Here is a 20,861-nt window from a genome sequence, read left to right as displayed (position 1 = left end):
ATAGTAGTAACAAAGAAATCCGCTAATTTTTAATATAAATTTAAATTCATTTTTAGCCATAATGTTGTCTCATTTAAGTGATTAGCCGGACTTAATATAAAATCTCTAGCAGATAAGTAGGTAAATTGGCATGAGTGAAACTCCAGAAACGATTTTCAGCAAAATTATTAGTCGGGAAATTCCCGCTGATATTGTTTATGAGGATAATTTGTCCCTCGCATTTAAAGACATCCATCCCCAAGCGCCCGTTCACATCCTCGTGATTCCCAAAAAACCCATTGCTCAACTAGCTGATGCTGAATCTGAAGATCATGCTCTGTTGGGGCATCTTTTGTTAACCGTCAAACGTGTTGCAGAAGAAGCTGGGCTGAAAAATGGTTATCGAGTTGTCATCAACACTGGTGATGACGGCGGACAAACAGTCCATCACTTACATTTGCACATTTTGGGAGGACGGCAGTTAGACTGGCCCCCTGGTTGATAAAACCAGATGAATTGCGTCTCTAGACGCGGTTCATCACCAAAAGAAATCACTGTCATAATCAATACCTATGTAATATTTCTTTACAAATCTCCATTTTGCTTCTAATGTAATAAACATAAGGTAAGCAAATTTGCTTATCCAAATCATGAATAACTAACCGCACTTATAAAACAATGACAACAACCTTACAACGTCGCGAAAGCGCCAACGTATGGGATCGATTCTGCGAATGGATCACCAGCACCAACAACCGGATTTACATCGGTTGGTTCGGCGTCGTCATGATCCCCACCTTACTAGCAGCTACCGCTTGCTTCGTAATCGCCTTCATCGCCGCTCCTCCAGTAGACATCGATGGAATCCGTGAACCAGTAGCAGGTTCCTTAATCTACGGAAACAACATCATCTCCGGTGCAGTAGTACCTTCCTCCAACGCCATCGGTTTGCACTTCTACCCAATCTGGGAAGCAGCTTCTCTTGATGAGTGGTTGTACAACGGCGGTCCTTACCAACTAGTAGTTTTCCACTTCCTGATTGGCGTATTCTGCTACATGGGTCGTGAATGGGAACTATCCTACCGCTTAGGAATGCGTCCTTGGATTGCGATCGCATACTCTGCACCTGTTGCAGCAGCAACCGCAGTATTCTTGGTATACCCAATCGGACAAGGTTCATTCTCTGATGGTATGCCTTTGGGTATCTCAGGAACATTCAACTTCATGATCGTGTTCCAAGCAGAACACAACATCTTGATGCACCCCTTCCACCAACTAGGTGTAGCTGGTGTATTCGGCGGAAGTTTGTTCAGTGCAATGCACGGTTCTTTGGTTACATCTTCCTTGGTTCGTGAAACAACCGAAACCGAATCACAAAACTACGGTTACAAATTCGGTCAAGAAGAAGAAACCTACAACATCGTTGCGGCTCACGGCTACTTCGGTCGTCTAATCTTCCAATACGCTTCCTTCAACAACAGCCGTTCACTGCACTTCTTCTTAGCAGCATGGCCTGTAATCGGCATCTGGTTTACCGCCTTGGGTGTAAGCACAATGGCGTTCAACTTGAACGGTTTCAACTTCAACCAATCAATCATTGACTCTGAAGGTCGTGTGATTGCAACTTGGGCGGATGTAATCAACCGCGCTAACCTGGGTATGGAAGTAATGCACGAGCGTAACGCTCACAATTTCCCTCTAGATTTGGCTGCTGGCGATTCTGCTCCTGTAGCTCTAACCGCTCCTGCTATCAACGGTTAATTCTGAAGTTTAGCTAAATTAAAAAGCGCTCTCCCTTTCGGGAGAGCGCTTTTTAGTATTTTCTACTTGAGTGTGCGGTAGTGTAAAAACAACTCACTTCCAATCTGACGAGTTTCAACGAGTTGGAGATGAGGAGCAGCATAAGGAACAAAACCTTCTCCCTCTACTGGGCTAGGGGCCTGCTTTCCTCCATAAATAACTGGCCAAATTGTCAACCACCAATCGTCAATTCGCTCTGCGTGCACTAGAGCAGCTGTTAAAGAGCCACCTCCCAAAGCAACTACCTTGTTAATACCCCGCTCTGCCATCAAGCTGTAAGCCCGATCCCAGTCCAGGTCTGTATCTCCCAAATCAATTAATTCAGCCAGTTTTTGTAAGGTTGTTGTATCAGAATTGCGTTCCAAACCAGTTCGTGTTGTAAATATCCATCGCTCAATGTCCTGACTTAAAAAAGGCAAGTCCAGCGCTAAGTCAAGGGAACCTGAGACAACGCAGGTAATAGGCTGGGGAGACTGACCCCGAACCTTACGTGCTGCCAAAAGTTCGGGATTGCGAATTGTAAAAGTTACCCCCTCAGCCCGAATTGTCCCTGCTCCTACCAGAATTAGATCAGCAAGGGAGACTTGATACTCCACGTGTGCTTGATCATCTGGATCGGATTCACGAGGCGCTTTAGGATCTACGGCGCTAATTTTTCCATCGGCCGTCATCGCAAGAACTACAGTTGTTTGGATAGCTGACATGATTACGTTTTGACAATTCTTTATAATTTTACCTTTTTGAATTCTTTGACATGAATAGTTGTTGCATTGTGCTTTAAATCACTTTCTAAGCTATGGCTAAAGGTGGTAAAAGAATTGTTGTTGGATGATTGTATCTACACAAGAGTCTAATAAGAGTCAATTTTTTACACCTAAGAGATTGTCATGACCAAACACATATCTGCGATCGCAGTTGTCTTAATTTTAATTTTGGGGTTTGCATCTCCAGTTCAAGCTGCAACTCCCCGTTCAACTTGGGTGGAAAATGAAATTTACCAATACAATCATCCCTTTGCTTCTCAATTGCCTCAAGAACTGGAAACGAAGATACAAAAGATGAAAGCTAGCCCATTCGCCTTTTATCGAGGGACGGCTCACATTTTTTATCGTGATATGCAGACCTTGCCAAGTTCAGAATTTGTGAATTCTTCAACATCAGCCACCTGGTTAGAGGGAGATATGCATCTGCAAAATCTTGGGGGGATGAGAGATAGCAATGACAACAACGTTTTTGACACCACTGATTTTGATGAAGGCTATCTTGGCCCCTATGTTTGGGACTTGCGACGGATGGCAGTCTCCATTCTGTTGGCAGCTAAAGAAAACGGTATTAGCTCAAGCGATGCTCAGGATATTGTCAGGAATTTTTTGGATGCTTATCTGAACAAGATGAGTGACTTTAAGGGAACCAATGATGAACTGTCATATCGTTTAGAATCCAGCAATACGAATGGTGTGGTCAAAGATTTGATTGAAAAGGTATCAGATAAGAGCCGTTTGAAGTTTTTAAATAAATATACGCAGTTAAATGACAGTAACAATCGAGTATTCCAAACAACTTTAGAACTTAAGTCTGTATCTGCCAGTACCTATTCAGACATTGCTGAGGCTATGAGCAGCTACATCGCTTCAATTCCGAGCAGTAAGCGCTACAACAATAGTTATTACACCCTCAAGGACATTCGCCTCAAATTAGGTTCAGGCATTGGTAGTCTTGGAAAGTACCGATATTACTTATTGATTGAGGGCCCAAGTTCAGCAACAGACGACGATCGCATTTTGGAAATGAAGCAGGAAGGTAATAGCGCAGTTGCGATCGCAGTTCCAGGTTTGCTGCCAAGTTCAGTCTACGGAAACCAAGAAGGGGCAAGAGTGACAATCGCCACGAAAGCAATGCTCTCTAATACTGATCCATTGGTTGGCTATACTACGGTCAGTAGCATTCCCTTTATGCTGCATGAAAAATCACCCTATCAAGTGGACTTTGATTATACTTTGCTAACCACTAAGTCAAAATTCATGGATGCAATGGGGTATGCAGGGAAGGTTGTTGCTAAGAACCATGCAATCTCAGATAAAGACTACGATGCTGCGATTATTCCCCTAAGCGTTGACAAAGAAGTAACTGATATTGTGAGTGGTAACAAGGCTGTATTCAAAGACGAAATTGTTAACTTTGCGGTGGATTATGCAACTCAAGTCGAGTATGACTACACGAGTTTTGTTAATGCTTACAATCAAAAGGTGACACTCTAACTTTAGTCAAGTCTCTTTTCTACGAGACGCTGCGCGTAGCTTGCTTCTCTGAAAGAGTACGCTGCAATTAAAAATTAAAAATTCTTAAAATTAATAGCAAGACGCTCCTTCTGCCTCCTGCCTCCTGCCTCCTGCCTCCTGCCTCCTGCCTCCTGCCTCCTGCCTCCTGCCTTCTGCCTCCTGCCTCCTGCCTTCTTTAATAATGTGTTTCCCTTGGTGTAATTGCTATTTCAACTTAAATTCGTCAAACTTCAATACTTCTGAATCAGGCTTGCGAGTATCAAAACGATAACTACTTATCGTACCTGTCCCCGTATCAAAGATACTGAAAACTGTTATATAATTACTCGCAATATAAGGCATCGGTTTCCCATCTTCGCCCAGCAAGGGAGCAATTGTTGGCACTATCGGTTCTAAACCATTGGGATCACCAAGCTTAACATAATCTTCTTGATATCCAATTGGCACTTCTCGCTTTCTATCACCCCAAGCAGCACCATAAGTATTGCCCACGTTGGAGGTTTCTAGAAAGTGCATTCCACTGGAACTAACAAAGCGATTCCACAAATGGGAATGCCCATAAAATACTAATTGCACATTAGCAGCTTCTAATAAAGGGATAACATCGCGAATAATATAATCTGCGTCTTTGGGGTACTCATAACGCACTGCTTTGATATTATTACCATCCCGTTCAATTATTTGAACTGGTTCTGTATAAGCAGGAACTATATTATCACCCAAAGTATGGGGTGGATGATGGAACATTACAACTTTGTATTTTGCTTGTTTAAACTCAGGGCCGTTAAGCTCTGCCTCTAGCCAATTGTACTGTTTGCTGCCTTTAGCAATTGGCTCATAAATCACCTGTCCATAACCCCAATTTTCCGGATTATTTAAATCCTTTTCGGCTTCTTGATATCTACCCCTACGCTTTCTATCTAAGCTGGGAGTCCGCCACATATTCGTAGCGTACAGTACCACCAAACGTACATTCCCAAAGCTAACTGCATAATACTTTTTTCCACCATCTTTACTTTTTGGTAAAGAGAAAATCTCTTCGTAGGTATTAGTATTAAAAGAATTATCTATTAAAGATTTGTCACGATAGATTCTTTGAGCAACGGCACGGGGAATTGTATCATCAAATTCATCATTTAAACTTCCCGTCCTGGCAAAACGCCCCATCACCTCATGATTGCCAATGCAAGTAAACATGGGTGCGTGTTGAATTATTTGTCCACCAGTGTATGTTGTCTTAACGTCGTTGTGCGTCATGTCATATTTAGCACGACCTTGCAAACCGGGAAACAATGCACCACCACTATTATCATCAAACCATTCTGAGGCGCGATCGCTAACATTCACCAAATCACCGGCAAACCATACTCCATCAACTCGTCCAATTGTTTCTACCACCTTTTGCAGATTTGCTGCTGTCATCGGCTTTAATTGATGATCTGAGGTGAGTAAAATTTTTAATGGTGTATCTGCTTTGGGAGTAGCTGCAAGGGTAAAAACATCACTGTTAACACTCTCACCATCTTCTCGCACACTCGTAACACGATAATTTACCCTCACATCAGGAGTTAAGCCAGTTACCTCAGCCTCATGTCGCCAAATTTCACGCTGGACAGGTTTTTGATAAACTTCGCCGTCTTTGGTTTGGTTTGCAACTCTTGACTCTTGGTCTTCACGCGTGCGAGTGAGTTTGGTAGTATTTCCCTTAACAGTTTGTTTGAAATTTTCACCGTAAGTTACTGTGTGATTAACACCAGCAAACTCAGTAAACCAAACTACTCGCACAGAGGTTTCCGTTGGCAGTTGCAAAAATGGATCGGTGAGCAGTTGGGGTGCTGATGTCATAATTGATTGCCCAAAGGAACGCACACTTATCAGAGTAAAGCATATAACAAGCACAAACATAGCCACTGAGGAGATTTTACGGCTACTTAAACGTCTAAGCATGAGTAAAATACCAAATTTTTCGGTTCAGGACTTACGTACACAATAGCCGAAACCCTCATTTTCAGGCAATTCATGTAGCTGCTGCGCGTCTACTTTTACGAAAAAGCTTTCACCACCAAACTAAACGGTTTAGTATAAAAAGTCCAAAAAAGTAAATTTTTGACTACTAGATGTCTATTGTTAATGACTAATAACTTCTTGAGAAGTTAGGATGAAATCACTACGAACTTCAGTTGAGATATTTCCTCTTGAGCTAAATAAAAGCATCAAACAGCAACGCTTCTTCCGTCACATTTTACCGATTTATAGTAAATTTAAATTACTAATACCATGCCAAATCGTCATTATCCTCCCGCCTACTTACGCTATCTCAGAGCCAGGTTATGGAATCTAGGACGACCTGGTTTTTGGGGAACTGCAATTTTTTTATCTGTAGTAGGGCTAATAACCTGGGAATACTGGTCAAATCCAGATATTTTCGTTTATAAGCAAAAAAATCAAGTCGCTCCACAAAAGCCTGATGAATCCTCCCTGTCAGCAGAAAATAGAGCCATTGCAGCAGACATTGATAACCTGCCAGTTTTGTTTAATGACTTTGAGGAAGCAGCTCTCTCATTAAAGGCAAATACTCCTAATGAAAAGACTGAGGCAAAAAAGAGCACAAGCTTATTAGAAGATGTAATTAATAAACAAAAGTCTGCTAGTGATGCCAAATCAAATCCTATAGGCATTAATGGCAACACCTCCCCAGTGATGAAAAATCCCTTTGTCGTACAAACAGAAAATTTATTGCGTACTGGGATAGTTGATAATAGTAACCAGTTTCTAGGTCTTAAGACTTTAAATACCACGTCTGAACCAACAGGGGAGGAAGAAAAGTCCTCTAGCCTGGGTATTGGATTGACTAATCAAACCAATAAGAATCAAAATTCTCTCTCTATCAGTCCTCTGCAAGCAGCACTCAACCAATCGACAAACGAGAAATTGTCTAGTTTCAATGGGACTGCAACTCCGACAAATGCCTTGGGACAAGTCTCTGACCCAGGAACAACGCTAATGCCACCCATCAACAACTTACCCAGTCAGAATTCTCTACCAAGTACTGGGTTAACTCCTGGTACAGGTTATACATCAACGGGTACGAACTTACCACAAAATCCCTACGGTCATTTAAATAACGGTCAAGTATTGCCCAGTAATGGTTTAACTTCTGGTACAGGTTATACATCAACGGGTACGAACTTACCGCAAAATCCCTACAATAATTTAAATAATGGTCAGCTAGTGCCTACTGTCTCACCAGTGACGCCCTCTGCTACCTTTGCCGCACCAAGTAATATTGCACCTTACTCTAGTCAAAATCCGAGTCAAAGTGTTGTCACACCCACAAACCCTGCGGGATATGGAAATTATGGGTTGCAGCAGCCGACGCAACCACCACAATCTAATTATGGGAATAATGTGTTGCAGCAACCAACACAATCTAATTCCTTATATCTTCGCCAGATTCGAGACAAGTATAGAAGTCCGGGTCAAAACTGAGTTTAAGCACAACGCTTAACTGAACTTCATGAGGGGAATGCTATTTGCTGACAAATTACGTTTACAAGCTACGTCCTAGCATTACCCAAATAAATAAAATGGGTGGATGGTTAGATATGCTTCGCTCTACCTACAATTGGAGTTTGGCTGACAGAATAGCTCAATACAATCAGCAATTCATTCAGGGAGACTACTGCGATATCAGAACTAAATCCGAATCCTGTCCAATAACTTGTTTTGTTAGTAAAAATGGTGCAAGTGGAGAACCTTGGAAAGATGGCAAAGTTGATACAGATAAACGAGTTGCTTACCAATGGGATGTTGCGAACAAAATAGTATCTAGAAAGGTTGATGCTATTGCACTAGAAGATTTAAACATCTCCGCGATGTTGAAACGTTGCAAGGTTAAAGTTGATGAAAATACTGGCAGGTTTCTGAAAAATGGACAATCGAGAAAGAAAGGTTTAAATCGCGCTATCTCTGATACAAGTTGGGGCGAATTAATTTTAAAGATTGAGTATCTCGCTGCAAAGCAAGGAAAAGTCGTAATTAAAATTAATCCTAAACACTCTAGTCAGGAATGCAGGAATTGTGGGCATATCGATAAGTCAAATCGTGATGGTGAGAAGTTCATCTGTACCGAGTGCGGATATCATGAACACGCTGACATTGGTGCTGCAAAAACAATCAGAGATAGATGCTTGGAAATAGTACGTAGGGACTCCGCGAAACTAGCTGCTAGTCAGCAAAACGCCCAAAAGGTATCATCACGCTCTATGAGCAAACGTGGTGAGTTTGGGAACCTGAGTAATCAGGATATTAAGATTGCAAAGTCTTAAGAATCTCCTCGCCTTCAGGCAGGAGAGCGTCAATCAGCTAAGGTGATTGTGGGCTATTTGGGATAACCGGAACTTCTGGTGTTTCGGGTTGTTGCTGTTGTCGTTGCAGATATTTACTCAAGACATAAGCCATATCCCCACGGGTAACAGGTTTTAATGGGGAAATATTGCCTTGAGCATCTGTGTTAAGAAATCCCTCGGTAGCTACAGTAGCGATCGCCTTTCTAGCCCAAGTTGGGATAGACTTTTCGTCTGGATATGAAGCCAGAATCTCATTCACCGCGTCATCGGGAAACTGAAATACACCATAAGCCTGGGCGAAAATAGCAAGAGCTTCTGCCCTTGTCACCTTTTGGTTAGGGAAGAATTCATTGCCTCGATAGCCTTTCATGATGTCAGTTTTTAAGACTGTCTGTATATCATTAAATGCCCAATAAGAACGAGGAACATCTGGAACAGTTAAATTTGCTTTGTTAACAGCTTCTCTTTTATCTAGGCGAAATGCTTTTACCATAATCGACGCTAATTCTGCCCGACTCAGTAACCTTTCTGGATAAAATTTGCCATCGGGAAAGTTTGTCATCCATTTGACAGCAGTTACCTGTTGAATTGAATCAGACGGGATTCCAGAAGTAGTTTCTGGTACTTGAGCAATTGCTGGCAAGCTTTGTAGTAGTGCCATTAAAGATAGAGTAATTGAAAGCTGACGCATCACCATAACCACTTTTAACTGCTAAATGAATTTAAAAAACTACGTTACTGAGGTTAACGCGAAATTTGGTGTTCTTAATAACCCGTAACTCAGTTAGTGACGAACTTCAGATGAGCAATGTTGCGTAGCTACGTAGGGTATTAGCTGGTTTTCATAATCAAGGGGGTAGAAATCAGCAAAAACTTGTTTTTTAGCTTTCATCTTTTGGCGTTATCTGCCCACTACTATGGACTATAGCCAGTTTTTCAGGAGTTTTGGGAATGACAACAACAGATCCCGTAAAGTTGATGAAGCAAGAAGTTGGCAAAGCCGCCGCCGCCCTAGTCAAGTCGGGTTCGATTGTGGGGTTGGGTACGGGGTCAACTACAGCATATACGATTCAGTTTTTAGGCGATCGCCTCAAGTCTGGTGAACTCAAAGATATTATAGGCATACCCACCTCGTTTCAGTCAGAAGTGCTGGCGAAGCAGTACGGTGTCCCTCTCGCCACCTTAGATGCTATTGACCACATCGATATTGCCATTGATGGCGCAGATGAAGTCGATCCGCAGAAAAATTTGATTAAAGGCGGTGGTGCAGCACATACCCGCGAAAAAGTCGTAGACTACCTAGCAGAACAGTTTATCGTCGTGGTAGACAGTGGAAAATTAGTAGACCGCTTGGGTTCTAGTTTCGCTGTGCCCGTGGAAGTAATTCCAATGGCAATTACTCCAGTAACCAATGCCATCAAAAAACTCGGTGGCAAACCAGAACTCCGCATGGGTGTAAAAAAAGCTGGGCCAGTAATCACTGACCAAGGAAACTTTGTCTTAGATGTCAGATTTGACTCTATTGAAGATCCAGTCAGCCTAGAAAAGACATTGAATAACATTCCCGGCGTTCTGGAAAATGGTATCTTTGTTAACTGTGTCGATTTAGTTTTGATTGGTGAAGTCAAAGATGGCCAGCCATTAGTGCGGCAACTGTAAGAATTTTGGATTTTAGATTTTGGATTTTAGAGACATCTAAAATCCAAAATTAAGCAAGATTCTAGTGAGTTGAAACAGAAATTTTAAACCAGTGCGTTAAGCGATCGCTTGATTTTTAAGACAGTCGCTACAGAACAATTCTTATTTTAAACTGGGAATGACCCAGAACTAAAGTTTTCATTCATACTTCTTTCCTCCTGCCTCAATACTGCTTGGGTAAAGCATTTTGAACTCGGAATTGGGTTTGGGGTAAAGGTTAAAGGGTAAAGGTTAAAGGTTTTTTCTTTCCCCTTTCCCCTTACCCTTTTCCCCAAAACCCGACAAGTATTGCCTCCTGCCTTCTGCCTCCTGCCTCCTCTAGCCCTGAACCTATGAGCGCTAACGAAATATCTCTTCGACCTGCCCAAGAAACAGATGCGTGGATGCTGAGTGCAATTCATATTGCTGCTATCAAAGCTCTGCCTGCAACTTTCTACACCCAAAAAGAACTTTTAGCTTGGCGTAATTATCGCGACAAACCTGATGGTTCAAATATCTTGAAGAGTATGAAAGTGGAAACTTTCTGGGTTGCGATCGAGGGAGATGTGGTTATGGGTTTTGCTAGTTTTATTGTTGATGAACTCATTGGATTGTATGTTCATCCTAAATATCAAGGTAAAGGGATTGGGCGGGCTTTAGTTCAACATTTTTGTGACGAAGCAACTGTTCAAGGTATGAATAAGGTAATTACAACTGCTAGCCTTTATGCCGAAGGATTTTATTTACGACTGGGATTTACTGCCATCCAAAGAGCACCTCATTATTTAAGGAGTGGGATAGTTGTTCCAGTTACTAAAATGAGTAAGACATTAGAGACTTCCAATTAAAAAAAATCTCTAAATACATCTGCCCCACTGATAACCGCTAGTAGTCTGCCAACCCAAAAAATGCTGAAGAATGGGGAATGGGGAATGGGGACTGGGGAGCAGGGAGAAAGGGAGAAGAGTTTTTCCCCTCTTCCCCCCGCACCCCGCCCCTCTGCCTCTTTTCAATGCCCAATGCCCCAAGTGGTGGGGAGCAACCTCGACTACCCACTATTGAGATGGAGTTTCCCGCCGCTTTCAGCCATACCTTCCTTACGATAAGCTACGCTAATGCAACAACTTTTTCTACATAACCTATGATGTAAGTAAGTACTTGCCAACATAAATGAATAAAATTATCCGTTCATCAGCTCTTACCCGTACACGTTTGATAGAAGCCGCCTCGCAGGTATTTGCTAGTTTAGGTGTTCAAGGAGCAACTACCCGTGAAATAGCTCGTGTTGCTGGTGTCAATGAGGTGACTTTATTTCGCCATTTTGCTAGCAAAGAACAACTTCTGGGAGCAGTAATGGAAAATGCCTTGGCACTCCAGACACAAGCCCTTGCACACCCCGAAGCGTGGACACAGGATCTGAAAATTGATTTAAGACAGTATGCTCATCTTTACAATAGTATGCTAGAAGTACAGGAAGACTTAATTCGTACCTTCATTGGGGAAGCCAAACGTCATCCAGAGGCAGCCAAACAAGTGATTCAAGAAGCTGCCAAGCCTTTAGGGGAAAAACTGGTAGCTTACCTGCAATCGAGTCAGAGACGAGGCGCTGTTAGAGCAGACATTGATCCATTTCCGGCAGTCGATATGTTTACAGGAATGCTGCTAGCTGGAATGCTATGTCGCAGTGCAAAATTCAATCAAAGTAGCTATAGCTGTGAAGAATATATCGAAACCTGTGTAGATATTTTTGTGCGCGGTATCAGTGTTGCTCCCTCTCAGTTATGAAGAATGCTGAGTTCCATTAGCAAGACCCTTGATTTTGGCATTTGTTATAAACTTGAGTCGCTGGATTTATTAAAATTGAGTATTTATTATCGTCAAATGCATGTTATGGATATAAAAAATTAGTAATAAATTCTAGCTTTCAGTACTATATTACCCAGTAATTAACCTCTAACAAAAGAAGCTTTTATAAATCAAGAAAAATCTATCTGTAGATAAATTACTAAAATTTGCAACCTAGCTTAGGGTGTATACAGCTTTTGCAATAAGTATTGGTTGTTCCAAAACATTTTCATGCCCCATATTCATTCTTCCCAATTACTGCGTTATGGTATTACTGTATTAATTGTTGCAATTGCATTAGTGCTAATGCTGATGCTAGACCCTTGGTTAAGCATGAGTAGAACTCCTTTCCTGCTATTTTTTAGCGCTGTAACAGTGGGTGCTTGGTATGGTGGTTTGAAGTCAGGGCTATTAGCAACTTCCCTGTCTGCATTAGTGAGCGATTACTTCTTTCTCCCCCCAGCTTATGATCTGAATTTTGACTTATCCAATTTTGTGCGAATTGGGTTATTTGCATTACAAGGATTGCTTTTTAGTATCATTTGTGAGGCATTAAAAACTGCTAAAAGACGAGCTGATGAAAATCTACAAAAGCTAAGAGTTAGTGAAGAGCGATTTCGATTAGCATTAAGTAGTTCAGATATTTTGGTCTTTCAGCAAGATCGTGATTTGCGATATCAGTGGATTCATAATCCTCAAGGTCTAGATATTGCTGAGGAAATGTTAGGGAAGTCTGATTATGAATTGTTTCCAGCCTTAGTAGCAGAACAATTAACGGCAATTAAGCTAAAGGTAATAGAGACTGGTGTTGCAACCCGTGAAGAAGTTTATCTAACAACTTGTGGAGAAGACCGTTACTATGATTTGCTGGTTGAACCACTAAGAGATGCAGACGATAACATTCAGGGTATTACTTGTGCAGGTGTGAATATTACTGAGCGCAAGCAGGCAGAAATAGAAAAAGCTAGGTTGCATCAGGAACTTCAGGAAGCCGTTCAGCAAAAAGAAGAATCTCTGGCGTTACTCAATGCTTGGCTTACTAGTTCACCAGTGGCGCTGGCTTTTCTTGATACTGAATTGCGCTATATTCACGCGAATGAAGCCCTGGCCGCCATCAACGGTGTACCACAAAGTCAACATATTGGTCGAACGTTTAGGGAAGTACTACCGGAATGGGCAGCCCAAATTGAGCCTGTTTTTGAGCAAGTGATGCAAAGCGGGCAACCCTTGCTTAACCAGGAAGTAAGCGGTGAAACTTATCCGCCTGGGGTATATCGTCATGGTCTTGTCAGCTATTATCCAGTGTGTTTGCCGGATGGGCAGTTGTTAGGAGTGGGCATTAGTTCAATTGATATTACTCAACTCAAACAAACTGAGCAAGCATTACGAGAAAGCGAAGCGAAGTTTCGCAGCGTGGTTGAGTCAAACATGATTGGTATTGGCTTCTGGAATAGAGACGGTAGGATCACAGATGCTAATGATGCCTTGCTGAATATGGTGGGTTATTCTCGTGAAGAGTTAGTTTCTGGAAAACTTAACTGGCAAAACTTGACACCTAAAGAATACCTGCCACTCGATAAGCAAGCACTAACTCAATTTCAAGCTAGCTCCTTTTGCACACCATATCAAAAAGAATATATCCGAAAAGACGGTTCACGCTTCCCAATTTTGGCAGGTGGTAGCCATTTTGAAGAGACTGTAGAACGAGGAGCTTTTTTTGTTCTCGATATTACAGAGCGCAAGCAAGCTGAGGAAAGACTGCGCTATATCGCCCAAATTAGCAGTTTACTCTCTACTTCGCTAGATTATGAAGAAACATTAGAACAAATCGCCAAAATTTCGGTTCCCCAACTTGCTGATTGGTGTAGCGTAGACATTTTAAATGATGATGGTTCCATTCGCCGCCTACCCATTGCCCATGCAGACCCATCGAAAGCGGAGTTGGCGCGTAAACTTCAGGAGTATGTGAAAGATTACAAGGGTGTCAGTGCATTAATTACTAGAGTAATGCAAACTGGGCAAAGCGAATTAATCTCAGAGATATCTGACTCGCTATTAGTAGCAAGTACTCAGAATCAGGAACACTTAGAACTTGTTCGGCAATTGGGGATTAAGTCTGTGATGATTGTGCCATTAATCACACAAGGGCAAGTACTCGGCACTATCACCTTTGTCACCGCAGAATCAAACCGTCGCTACGATCGCTCTGACCTAACTTTAGCAACAGATATTACCCATCGTGCTGCTTTAGCAGTGGAAAATGCCCGACTTTATCGAGATATCAACCAGGCTTTAATCCATTACGCCGAATCTCTATCTCTTCTAGATGGGCTGCTAGGTGCTGCTCCTGTTGCTGTATGCTTTTTAGATCGGGAACTGCGATATATCCGAATTAATCAAGTTTTCGCTGATATTAACGGTTTGACTATAGAAGAGCATCTAGGACGCAAATTTGGAGAAGTGTTGCCAGCGATGGCGACTGAGTTAGAGCAACAGTTACAGCGGGTGTTAGATACTGGAGAACCTCTGCTGAATGTAGAAATTAGCGGTGATACAAGGGAGGAACCCGAACGTTACGGCTATTGGCTGGGCAACTATTACCCAGTCAACAATGCAATGGGCGAAACGGTAGGAATTGGGATTATTTTGGCAGATGTGACAGCAGCAAAGGAAACAGAAGTTGCTTTGCGGGAAAGCGAAGAAAGGTTCCGAACAATCTTCAATCAGGCAGCTGTGGGGATTAGTCTGGTAGCGTTGGATGGACAATTTCTACAAATTAATCCTGCTCTGTGCGAAATTACTGGATACAGCCATCAAGAGTTAATCCAATTAAACTTCGAGGAAATTACCCACCCTGACGACTTAGAAGTTGATTGGGAGAATGCTCGGCGAGTCTTGGCAAAAGAAATTAGTGGTTATTCCCTAGAGAAGCGCTACATCCGCAAAGATGGTTCCATTGTTTGGGTAAACCTAACTTCATCAGCAGTTTGGAATACTAACGGACAACCAAAGTATGCATTAGGCATTATTGAGGATATTAGTGAACGCAAACGAGTTGAAGCCACACAACAGTTTTTAGTCGAAGCCAGCACCTTACTAGCTGCCTCATTGGATTATGAAATTGCGTTGGAAAGTGTTGCTAATCTGGCAGTTCCGACCCTTGCAGACTGGTGTATTGTAGATGTTTTCCAGGAAGATTGGTCAAGTAGACAAATTGCGATCGCAATTGCCGACCCTACAAAACTAAATATCTTAGACGAAATCCGACGGCGTTATCGACCCAAAACTAGAGCCAAACAGCTTGTACGGCAGCTAAGGCTAGGAATATCTGCCTTTTACTCCGAATTATCTGATTCTAATCTGATCCAGATGGCTGAAGATGAGGAACATCTGCAATTGTTGCAAAGCCTGGGTATTCGTTCTCTCATGGTGATTCCAGTTCGTTCCCGTGGGCAATTATTTGGAGCAATCTCTTTTTTTACAGCCGAGTCGGGTCGGTACTACCAACAAACAGACTTGGCTTTAGCAGAAGATATTGCTCGTCGAGCGGCGACAGCCATCGACAACGCTAGACTCTACCAGGAAACTCAACAGGCAAAACAGGCAGCTGAACGGTCTGTGAATCGCACGATACTTTTACAAAGAATAACTGCTGCCCTCTCGGAAGCCCTAACTCCCCAACAGGTCGCTGATGTGGTGGTGAACCAAGGAATTGCCGCCTTGGAAGCCACTGCTGGTTCCGTTGTCTTACTTACTGAGGGGAATACAGAACTGAAAGTTGTGCAAGCAATTGGCTATCCACAATCGCTGATGGATGCTTGGGCAAATTTTCCGATCACAGCACCTAACCAAATTGCGGAAACAGTCAGAACTAGAGCGCCGATTTTTTTAGAAAATTTAGCAGCCTTGATTGCTAAATATCCTCATTTAACTGGTGCTGTGACTCTCACCGGAAATAATGCCTGGGCTACCATTCCCTTGATTGCAGAAGCCAAAATAATTGGAGCACTGGGATTAAGCTTTGCCACTGTCCAAATATTTAACGAAGAAGACCGGGGATTTATGTTGACACTGGGACAACAATGTGCACAAGCTATTGCCCGCGCTCAACTTTACGAAGCCGAAAAGATTGCAAGGGCACAAGCCGAGACAGCCAACCGGATTAAGGATGAATTTTTGGCTGTCCTTTCCCATGAACTCCGAACTCCCTTGAATCCGATTTTAGGGTGGGCAAAGTTACTCAGAACCCGCAAGTTCGACGAACCCACCAAAATCCGAGCATTAGAAACAATCGAGCGGAATGCTAAGTTACAAACCCAATTGATTGGGGATTTACTTGATGTTTCGCGGATTTTACAAGGTAAAGTCAGGTTAAATCTCTATGCAGTGAATTTGAAAGGGGCGATCGCAGCTGCACTAGAAACGGTACGTTTAGCAGCAGAAGCCAAGTCAATTCAAATTCAAACGGTATTAAGTGATGATATCGGCAAAGTTCTGGGCGATGGCGATCGCTTGCAACAAGTAATGTGGAATCTCCTCTCCAATGCCGTTAAATTCACACCCACAGAAGGACTTGTAGAAGTGCGTCTAGAGCAAGTTGGGTTAGATGCCCAAATCCAGGTGATTGATACAGGTAAGGGAATCAACCCAGAATTTTTGCCCTACGTCTTTGATTACTTCCGCCAAGCAGATGCCAAAACAACCAGAGTATTTGGCGGATTGGGATTAGGACTGGCAATTGTGCGCCATCTCGTAGAACTTCACGGTGGTACAGTTCAGGCAGAGAGTCTAGGAGAAGGACAGGGGGCTACCTTTACAGTCAGACTACCTTTGCTGAAAAATTCTGAGTTGCGAGTCAGCAGTGATGAGGCTTCTCAAACAGAAGTGAGTACCGACGAGACATTACTTGCTGGGGTGCAAATATTGCTTGTGGACGATCAAGCAGATGTGCGAGAGTTTTTTAGCTTTGCGCTGGAACAATATGGCGCAACTGTAACGGCAGTTGAATCAGCAACCGAAGCGCTAGAAATATTAGTGCAATCCAAGCCAGATATCCTGTTAAGTGATATTGGAATGCCTTTAATGGATGGCTATATGTTGCTTGGCGAGGTGAGAAAATTACCGCCAGAACAAGGTGGGGAAATTCCAGCGATCGCTTTGACTGCTTATGCTGGAGAAATTAATTATAACCAAGCAATGGCAGCAGGATTTCAAAAACACTTACCGAAACCCGTCGATCCTGTAGATTTAGCCGCAGCGATCATTAATCTTATTGGGCACAATCAACCTTGACAAACTTTTCGCCTTAATGCTCAATTCCCCCTAAAGCTTTCAGGGTATCTTTTTGAGCTTCAGTTAATCCCATTGCTCCTTTGATATTCATCCCTTCATAAAGACGATCAGCCATCAACGTTTTGATGCAGCGTCCTGTTGTCACATCCCACAGCTTAATTGTGCGATCGTGACTGCCACTTAATAAAATTTGACCATCAAAGCTAAATACCACCGAAGCAATCCAACGTGTATGCTCTTGCAAGACCTGAAGGCATTGCCCTGTTTGTAGATTCCATAGTCGAATAGTCTGATCGTTACTACCACTTGCCAATGTTTGACCATCTGGGCTGATGGCAAGAGTCCAAACATCACCCGTATGTCCCTGTAATATCCGCAAACATTCCCCGGTTTGCAGATCCCAAAGACGAATGGTGTGGTCAAAACTGCCACTCGCCAAAGTTTGACCGCTAGGATCGAATGCCAGTGCGTAAAGTCCGCCAGCGTGACCCTGTAATATCCGGAGACATTCCCCGGTTTGCAAATCCCAAAGACGAATGGTGTGGTCAAAACTGCCACTTGCCAAAGTTTGACCGCTAGGATCGAAGGCGATGGGCCAAACGCCGCTTTCATGACCGCGCAGCACCCACAAACACTGATGAGTCTGCACATTCCAAAGTCGCACGGTGCGATCGTAACTACTGCTTGCCAGAGTTTGCCCCTTTGGATTGAAGAGAACTGCCTTCACAGGTTCAGTATGACCTGATGACCATTGATTGAGATGTCCTGTTTGCACATCCCACACTGAAATCGATAAGCGATCCTGTCCATTAGTCGCCAAAGTTTGACCATCGGGGCTAAAGCTGACCGATGAAGCCCAATTGGTCGCTTTGTAGAAAGTTTTGTAAGGACGTGGTGGTAAATTGTCATCAACCTGTAAATGCCACAGATGGATCGCTTCATCCTGACTGCCACTGGCGAACATTTGACCGTTGGGACTGAGGCTCAGGGAGCGAATACCACTATTGTATCCGCGCAACGTTTTCAGGCTTTGCCCGCTTTGTAGATTCCACAGGCGCACCGTTTGGTCTTGAGTTGCACTTGCCAATAGTTGCCCGTCGCCACTGATGGCAATTGCAAAAACTTCGTTGGTGTGACCACTAATAACGTTGATACATTGTTCATCTTGGAGATTCCAAAAGCGGAGAGTACCATCGTCACTTCCACTCGCCAAAATATCACCATTCGGGCTAAACGCAATGCTCCAAACCCAATTGGTGTGTCCATGCAATACCTTGACATGAGGATTTGATTGACGATCGCCTTTGTGAAGCTGCCCACTCCACAGGCGAATAGAGCGATCGTGACTTCCACTAGCAAGCAATTGACCATCGGGGCTGTAGCGTATACAACGAACTCCATCGGTATGCCCCTCTAATACCCCCAGGCAGTTGCCATTCACGACATCCCAAAGCCGAATGGAGGTATCTTTGCTACCACTGGCTAAGGTTTGATTGTCAGGAGAGAAGTGAACCGAGTAAACATTTTTCGTATGTCCCTGCAAAATATGAAGACATTGCCCCTGTAAATTCCACACTCGCACCGTTTGATCGTCGCCGCCACTGGCTAATCGTTGACCATTGGGACTAAAGCTCACTGACCAGACACACCCAATATGTCCCGTAAATATCCGCAAGCACTGACTGCTTTGGACATCCCACAACCGCACCGAAGCATCACTACTACAGCTAGCTAATGTTTTGCTATCGGGACTAAAGGCAACTGACCACACCCAGCCGATGTGTCCTTCAAAGGTAGCTAATAGTTGAGTCGTAGTAATATGCCAAAGATACACCAAGCCGTTTGAATCGCCGACTGCGACGATTTGACCGTCTGGGCTGATGTCGATGGAGACTGCAATCCCTAATGTCTCTGAAAACATGGACTTGGTTAAATCGGCATTTTGAAAATTGACCCCTGCCAAATTCACCTGCCGCAAGTCGGCTTGCTGCACCACTAGCCCAGAAAAGTTAGAACCACGCAAATCCACTTGCAGCTGGACTAGAAGATTGATCAGGTTGCCTGCAACATATCCTGATTTTTGGTGCTGCTTCAATAGTTGCCTTGCTCTCGTCTCAATTGCTGTCACACTGCCAAAACGAGATAGGAGTCGTTCGATTACAGGTTGCACAATTAGCCGCAATTGCGTTTCTCGCACATAATCTTTCGCCTGGACTCGAATCAAGGCATGAGTTCGCAGAAAGTCAATCTGAGAAGTCTCAAATTCTCTACAAACCTGTTCAATGAATCGTTCAGTGACAAATTCCCTCACAACTGGTTGCAAGAAAAATAAATTATCCGTTTTCTCGAGCAACGATCGCCTCAGCAACGAGTTGATTAAATTGGGTACGCTCTGCTGACAGACAAGATCGACAACGTTCTCGCGGATCTCTGCAATCGAGACTGGCTCACGAGGAATCGCCTGCCAGAACATCGCTCTCTGTTCGTTATTGGGTAAGCGATCGAACTGACGACCGAGCAGATCGCGGATATCTTCAAATATAGAAATTCCCCGATCGAGATAAGTTAAAACCTCTGCAATGCTGCCGTTAAATAAATCTAGGGTGGCTGCTGCCACTAGCTTCAGCGCGAGGGGGTTGCCACCATAGTGATTAATTAAGGTATTCCATTCTGCTTCTGAACCCGTAAACGCTCCTTTTTTTCGGAAGATGGCGCGTCCATCGTCGGGTGTAAGTCCACTCAAAAGTAGCGATCGCACCACGCCATCTTCATCTGACATCAGGGCAATTTCGCGTGGCTTTTCGCGACTTGTCAGCAACAAACAACTTTTGTGGGGAGTTTCTCCAATTGTTCTGAGCAATTGTCCGTAATCTTCATAGCCGAGTCGCCACTGTCCCACTTGTTCGCTGTGCAGAAGAATTTCAGCATTATCCAGAATCAATAGACAACGATGCGATCGCAAATACTGCATCAATTTAGAGAATTTTTCATTCAGCGTGGTGGGAATAACAGGATCTTCCCCCTGAATCGGCATGAAAAATTTCAGTATGCTGGTTAAGAGTTCATCCAACGGTGGCGCATTGGAGAGACTTCGCCAAACCACCATTTCAAATTCTGCCTGCATTTGTAGCGCCGCCTTAATGGCGATCGTACTTTTGCCAATGCCACCAATCCCCAGTAAGCCAACAACGCGGCACTGCTCAGAAATTATCCACTGCCATAGTTGCGCCAGTTCTGTTTCACGACCATAAAACACCGATACATCCCCAGCATTGTCCCAATCTTGTTGGGAATTTGCTCGTTGGATTGATAATGCGTCTAATGGTGCAATGGGGGATGTAAAATCTGTCTTGGTTAATTCCAGCCCAAATCCCCGGAAAAGATATTCTAATGATTGGCGATCTACCCCTAGTTCGCGCTTGAAAATCCGGGCGAGGGTATTGAGTGAAAGTCCGGTGCGATCGCTAAGTTCTTCCTGTGTGAAGTGCTTACCCCAGGTTTCTTTAGCTTCTGCCTGCTCCTTTGCTATTTGAAATCGCTGCCACCCCAGAGGCGATAAAATCACTCCTCTCACCCGCCCATAAGTTGAGCTACCGCGCCTAAATTTTGTCACATTAGAATCCACAGGCAAGTAGGTAGT

At 43.4% G+C, this 20,861-nt stretch carries 13 protein-coding genes; 9 read left to right on the top strand and 4 right to left on the bottom strand.

Translation table 11 applies throughout. The features are described from left to right. Window positions 1-130: 130 nt before the first annotated feature. Complete coding sequence (locus tag ACWATR_RS28305; RefSeq protein WP_069070385.1) at window positions 131-481, top strand: histidine triad nucleotide-binding protein; 351 nt, start codon at window positions 131-133, stop codon at window positions 479-481. 176 nt (window positions 482-657) lie between these two features. Then, window positions 658-1,740, top strand: a complete 1,083-nt coding sequence (gene psbA / locus ACWATR_RS28300) for a photosystem II q(b) protein (RefSeq protein ID WP_069068940.1) — start codon at window positions 658-660, stop codon at window positions 1,738-1,740. 62 nt (window positions 1,741-1,802) lie between these two features. Here psbA and ACWATR_RS28295 read toward each other — a convergent pair whose 3' ends face one another. Beyond that, window positions 1,803-2,483: a RibD family protein gene (locus tag ACWATR_RS28295; RefSeq protein ID WP_460339455.1), complete on the bottom strand. Its 681-nt coding sequence runs from the start codon at window positions 2,481-2,483 to the stop codon at window positions 1,803-1,805. Between the two features lie 183 nt (window positions 2,484-2,666). Here ACWATR_RS28295 and ACWATR_RS28290 point away from each other — a divergent pair, with 183 nt between their 5' ends. Continuing rightward, on the top strand, window positions 2,667-4,037 hold the full coding sequence (locus tag ACWATR_RS28290) for a DUF2252 domain-containing protein (RefSeq protein ID WP_460339453.1): 1,371 nt from the start codon (window positions 2,667-2,669) through the stop codon (window positions 4,035-4,037). A gap of 225 nt (window positions 4,038-4,262) precedes the next feature. Here ACWATR_RS28290 and ACWATR_RS28285 read toward each other — a convergent pair whose 3' ends face one another. Further along, the gene (locus tag ACWATR_RS28285; protein WP_460339451.1) at window positions 4,263-5,903 is read right to left on the bottom strand and encodes a purple acid phosphatase family protein; all 1,641 of its coding nucleotides are present in this window, start codon (window positions 5,901-5,903) and stop codon (window positions 4,263-4,265) included. Window positions 5,904-6,335: 432 nt separating this feature from the next. On the opposite strand from ACWATR_RS28285, the gene ACWATR_RS28280 reads away from it, so the two are divergent. Further along, window positions 6,336-7,547, top strand: a complete 1,212-nt coding sequence (locus ACWATR_RS28280; RefSeq protein WP_460339449.1) for a hypothetical protein — start codon at window positions 6,336-6,338, stop codon at window positions 7,545-7,547. Window positions 7,548-7,591: 44 nt separating this feature from the next. Then, window positions 7,592-8,386: a zinc ribbon domain-containing protein gene (locus ACWATR_RS28275; protein ID WP_460339447.1), complete on the top strand. Its 795-nt coding sequence runs from the start codon at window positions 7,592-7,594 to the stop codon at window positions 8,384-8,386. Window positions 8,387-8,423: 37 nt separating this feature from the next. Here the strand turns inward: ACWATR_RS28275 and ACWATR_RS28270 are convergent, their stop codons facing one another. After that, entirely contained in the window at window positions 8,424-9,098 is a 675-nt protein-coding gene (locus ACWATR_RS28270; RefSeq protein ID WP_181929517.1) for an S-layer homology domain-containing protein, read from the bottom strand. Window positions 9,099-9,358: 260 nt separating this feature from the next. Here ACWATR_RS28270 and rpiA point away from each other — a divergent pair, with 260 nt between their 5' ends. The 4 genes from rpiA to ACWATR_RS28250 all read left to right on the top strand — a co-directional run bounded on the left by rpiA (window position 9,359) and on the right by ACWATR_RS28250 (window position 17,221). Then, window positions 9,359-10,066, top strand: a complete 708-nt coding sequence (rpiA, locus tag ACWATR_RS28265; RefSeq protein WP_435022183.1) for a ribose-5-phosphate isomerase RpiA — start codon at window positions 9,359-9,361, stop codon at window positions 10,064-10,066. Between the two features lie 371 nt (window positions 10,067-10,437). Further along, a complete protein-coding gene (locus tag ACWATR_RS28260; protein ID WP_460339444.1) occupies window positions 10,438-10,932 on the top strand; it encodes a GNAT family N-acetyltransferase in 495 nt (164 codons plus the stop codon). A 322-nt stretch (window positions 10,933-11,254) separates the two neighbouring features. Beyond that, window positions 11,255-11,869: a TetR/AcrR family transcriptional regulator gene (locus tag ACWATR_RS28255; RefSeq protein WP_181929521.1), complete on the top strand. Its 615-nt coding sequence runs from the start codon at window positions 11,255-11,257 to the stop codon at window positions 11,867-11,869. A 291-nt stretch (window positions 11,870-12,160) separates the two neighbouring features. Further along, window positions 12,161-17,221: a PAS domain S-box protein gene (locus tag ACWATR_RS28250; RefSeq protein ID WP_460339442.1), complete on the top strand. Its 5,061-nt coding sequence runs from the start codon at window positions 12,161-12,163 to the stop codon at window positions 17,219-17,221. A 13-nt stretch (window positions 17,222-17,234) separates the two neighbouring features. Here ACWATR_RS28250 and ACWATR_RS28245 read toward each other — a convergent pair whose 3' ends face one another. Continuing rightward, entirely contained in the window at window positions 17,235-20,834 is a 3,600-nt protein-coding gene (locus ACWATR_RS28245; RefSeq protein WP_460339440.1) for a WD40 domain-containing protein, read from the bottom strand. Window positions 20,835-20,861 lie beyond the last annotated feature (27 nt).

This window comes from Nostoc sp. UIC 10890, assembly GCF_054786515.1.
The sequence above is the reverse complement of the archived record's forward strand: the minus strand, read 5'-3'. Positions and strand labels throughout refer to the sequence as shown.

What these genes read in the sequence shown, in the direction of transcription:
- ACWATR_RS28305 (WP_069070385.1), top strand. Translation starts at nt 131, where the DNA reads ATGAGTGAAACTCCAGAAACGATTTTCAGCAAAATTATTAGTCGGGAA.
- psbA (WP_069068940.1), top strand. Translation starts at nt 658, where the DNA reads ATGACAACAACCTTACAACGTCGCGAAAGCGCCAACGTATGGGATCGA.
- ACWATR_RS28295 (WP_460339455.1), bottom strand. Translation starts at nt 2,483, where the DNA reads ATGTCAGCTATCCAAACAACTGTAGTTCTTGCGATGACGGCCGATGGA.
- ACWATR_RS28290 (WP_460339453.1), top strand. Translation starts at nt 2,667, where the DNA reads ATGACCAAACACATATCTGCGATCGCAGTTGTCTTAATTTTAATTTTG.
- ACWATR_RS28285 (WP_460339451.1), bottom strand. Translation starts at nt 5,903, where the DNA reads ATGACATCAGCACCCCAACTGCTCACCGATCCATTTTTGCAACTGCCA.
- ACWATR_RS28280 (WP_460339449.1), top strand. Translation starts at nt 6,336, where the DNA reads ATGCCAAATCGTCATTATCCTCCCGCCTACTTACGCTATCTCAGAGCC.
- ACWATR_RS28270 (WP_181929517.1), bottom strand. Translation starts at nt 9,098, where the DNA reads ATGCGTCAGCTTTCAATTACTCTATCTTTAATGGCACTACTACAAAGC.
- rpiA (WP_435022183.1), top strand. Translation starts at nt 9,359, where the DNA reads ATGACAACAACAGATCCCGTAAAGTTGATGAAGCAAGAAGTTGGCAAA.
- ACWATR_RS28260 (WP_460339444.1), top strand. Translation starts at nt 10,438, where the DNA reads ATGAGCGCTAACGAAATATCTCTTCGACCTGCCCAAGAAACAGATGCG.
- ACWATR_RS28255 (WP_181929521.1), top strand. Translation starts at nt 11,255, where the DNA reads ATGAATAAAATTATCCGTTCATCAGCTCTTACCCGTACACGTTTGATA.
- ACWATR_RS28250 (WP_460339442.1), top strand. Translation starts at nt 12,161, where the DNA reads ATGCCCCATATTCATTCTTCCCAATTACTGCGTTATGGTATTACTGTA.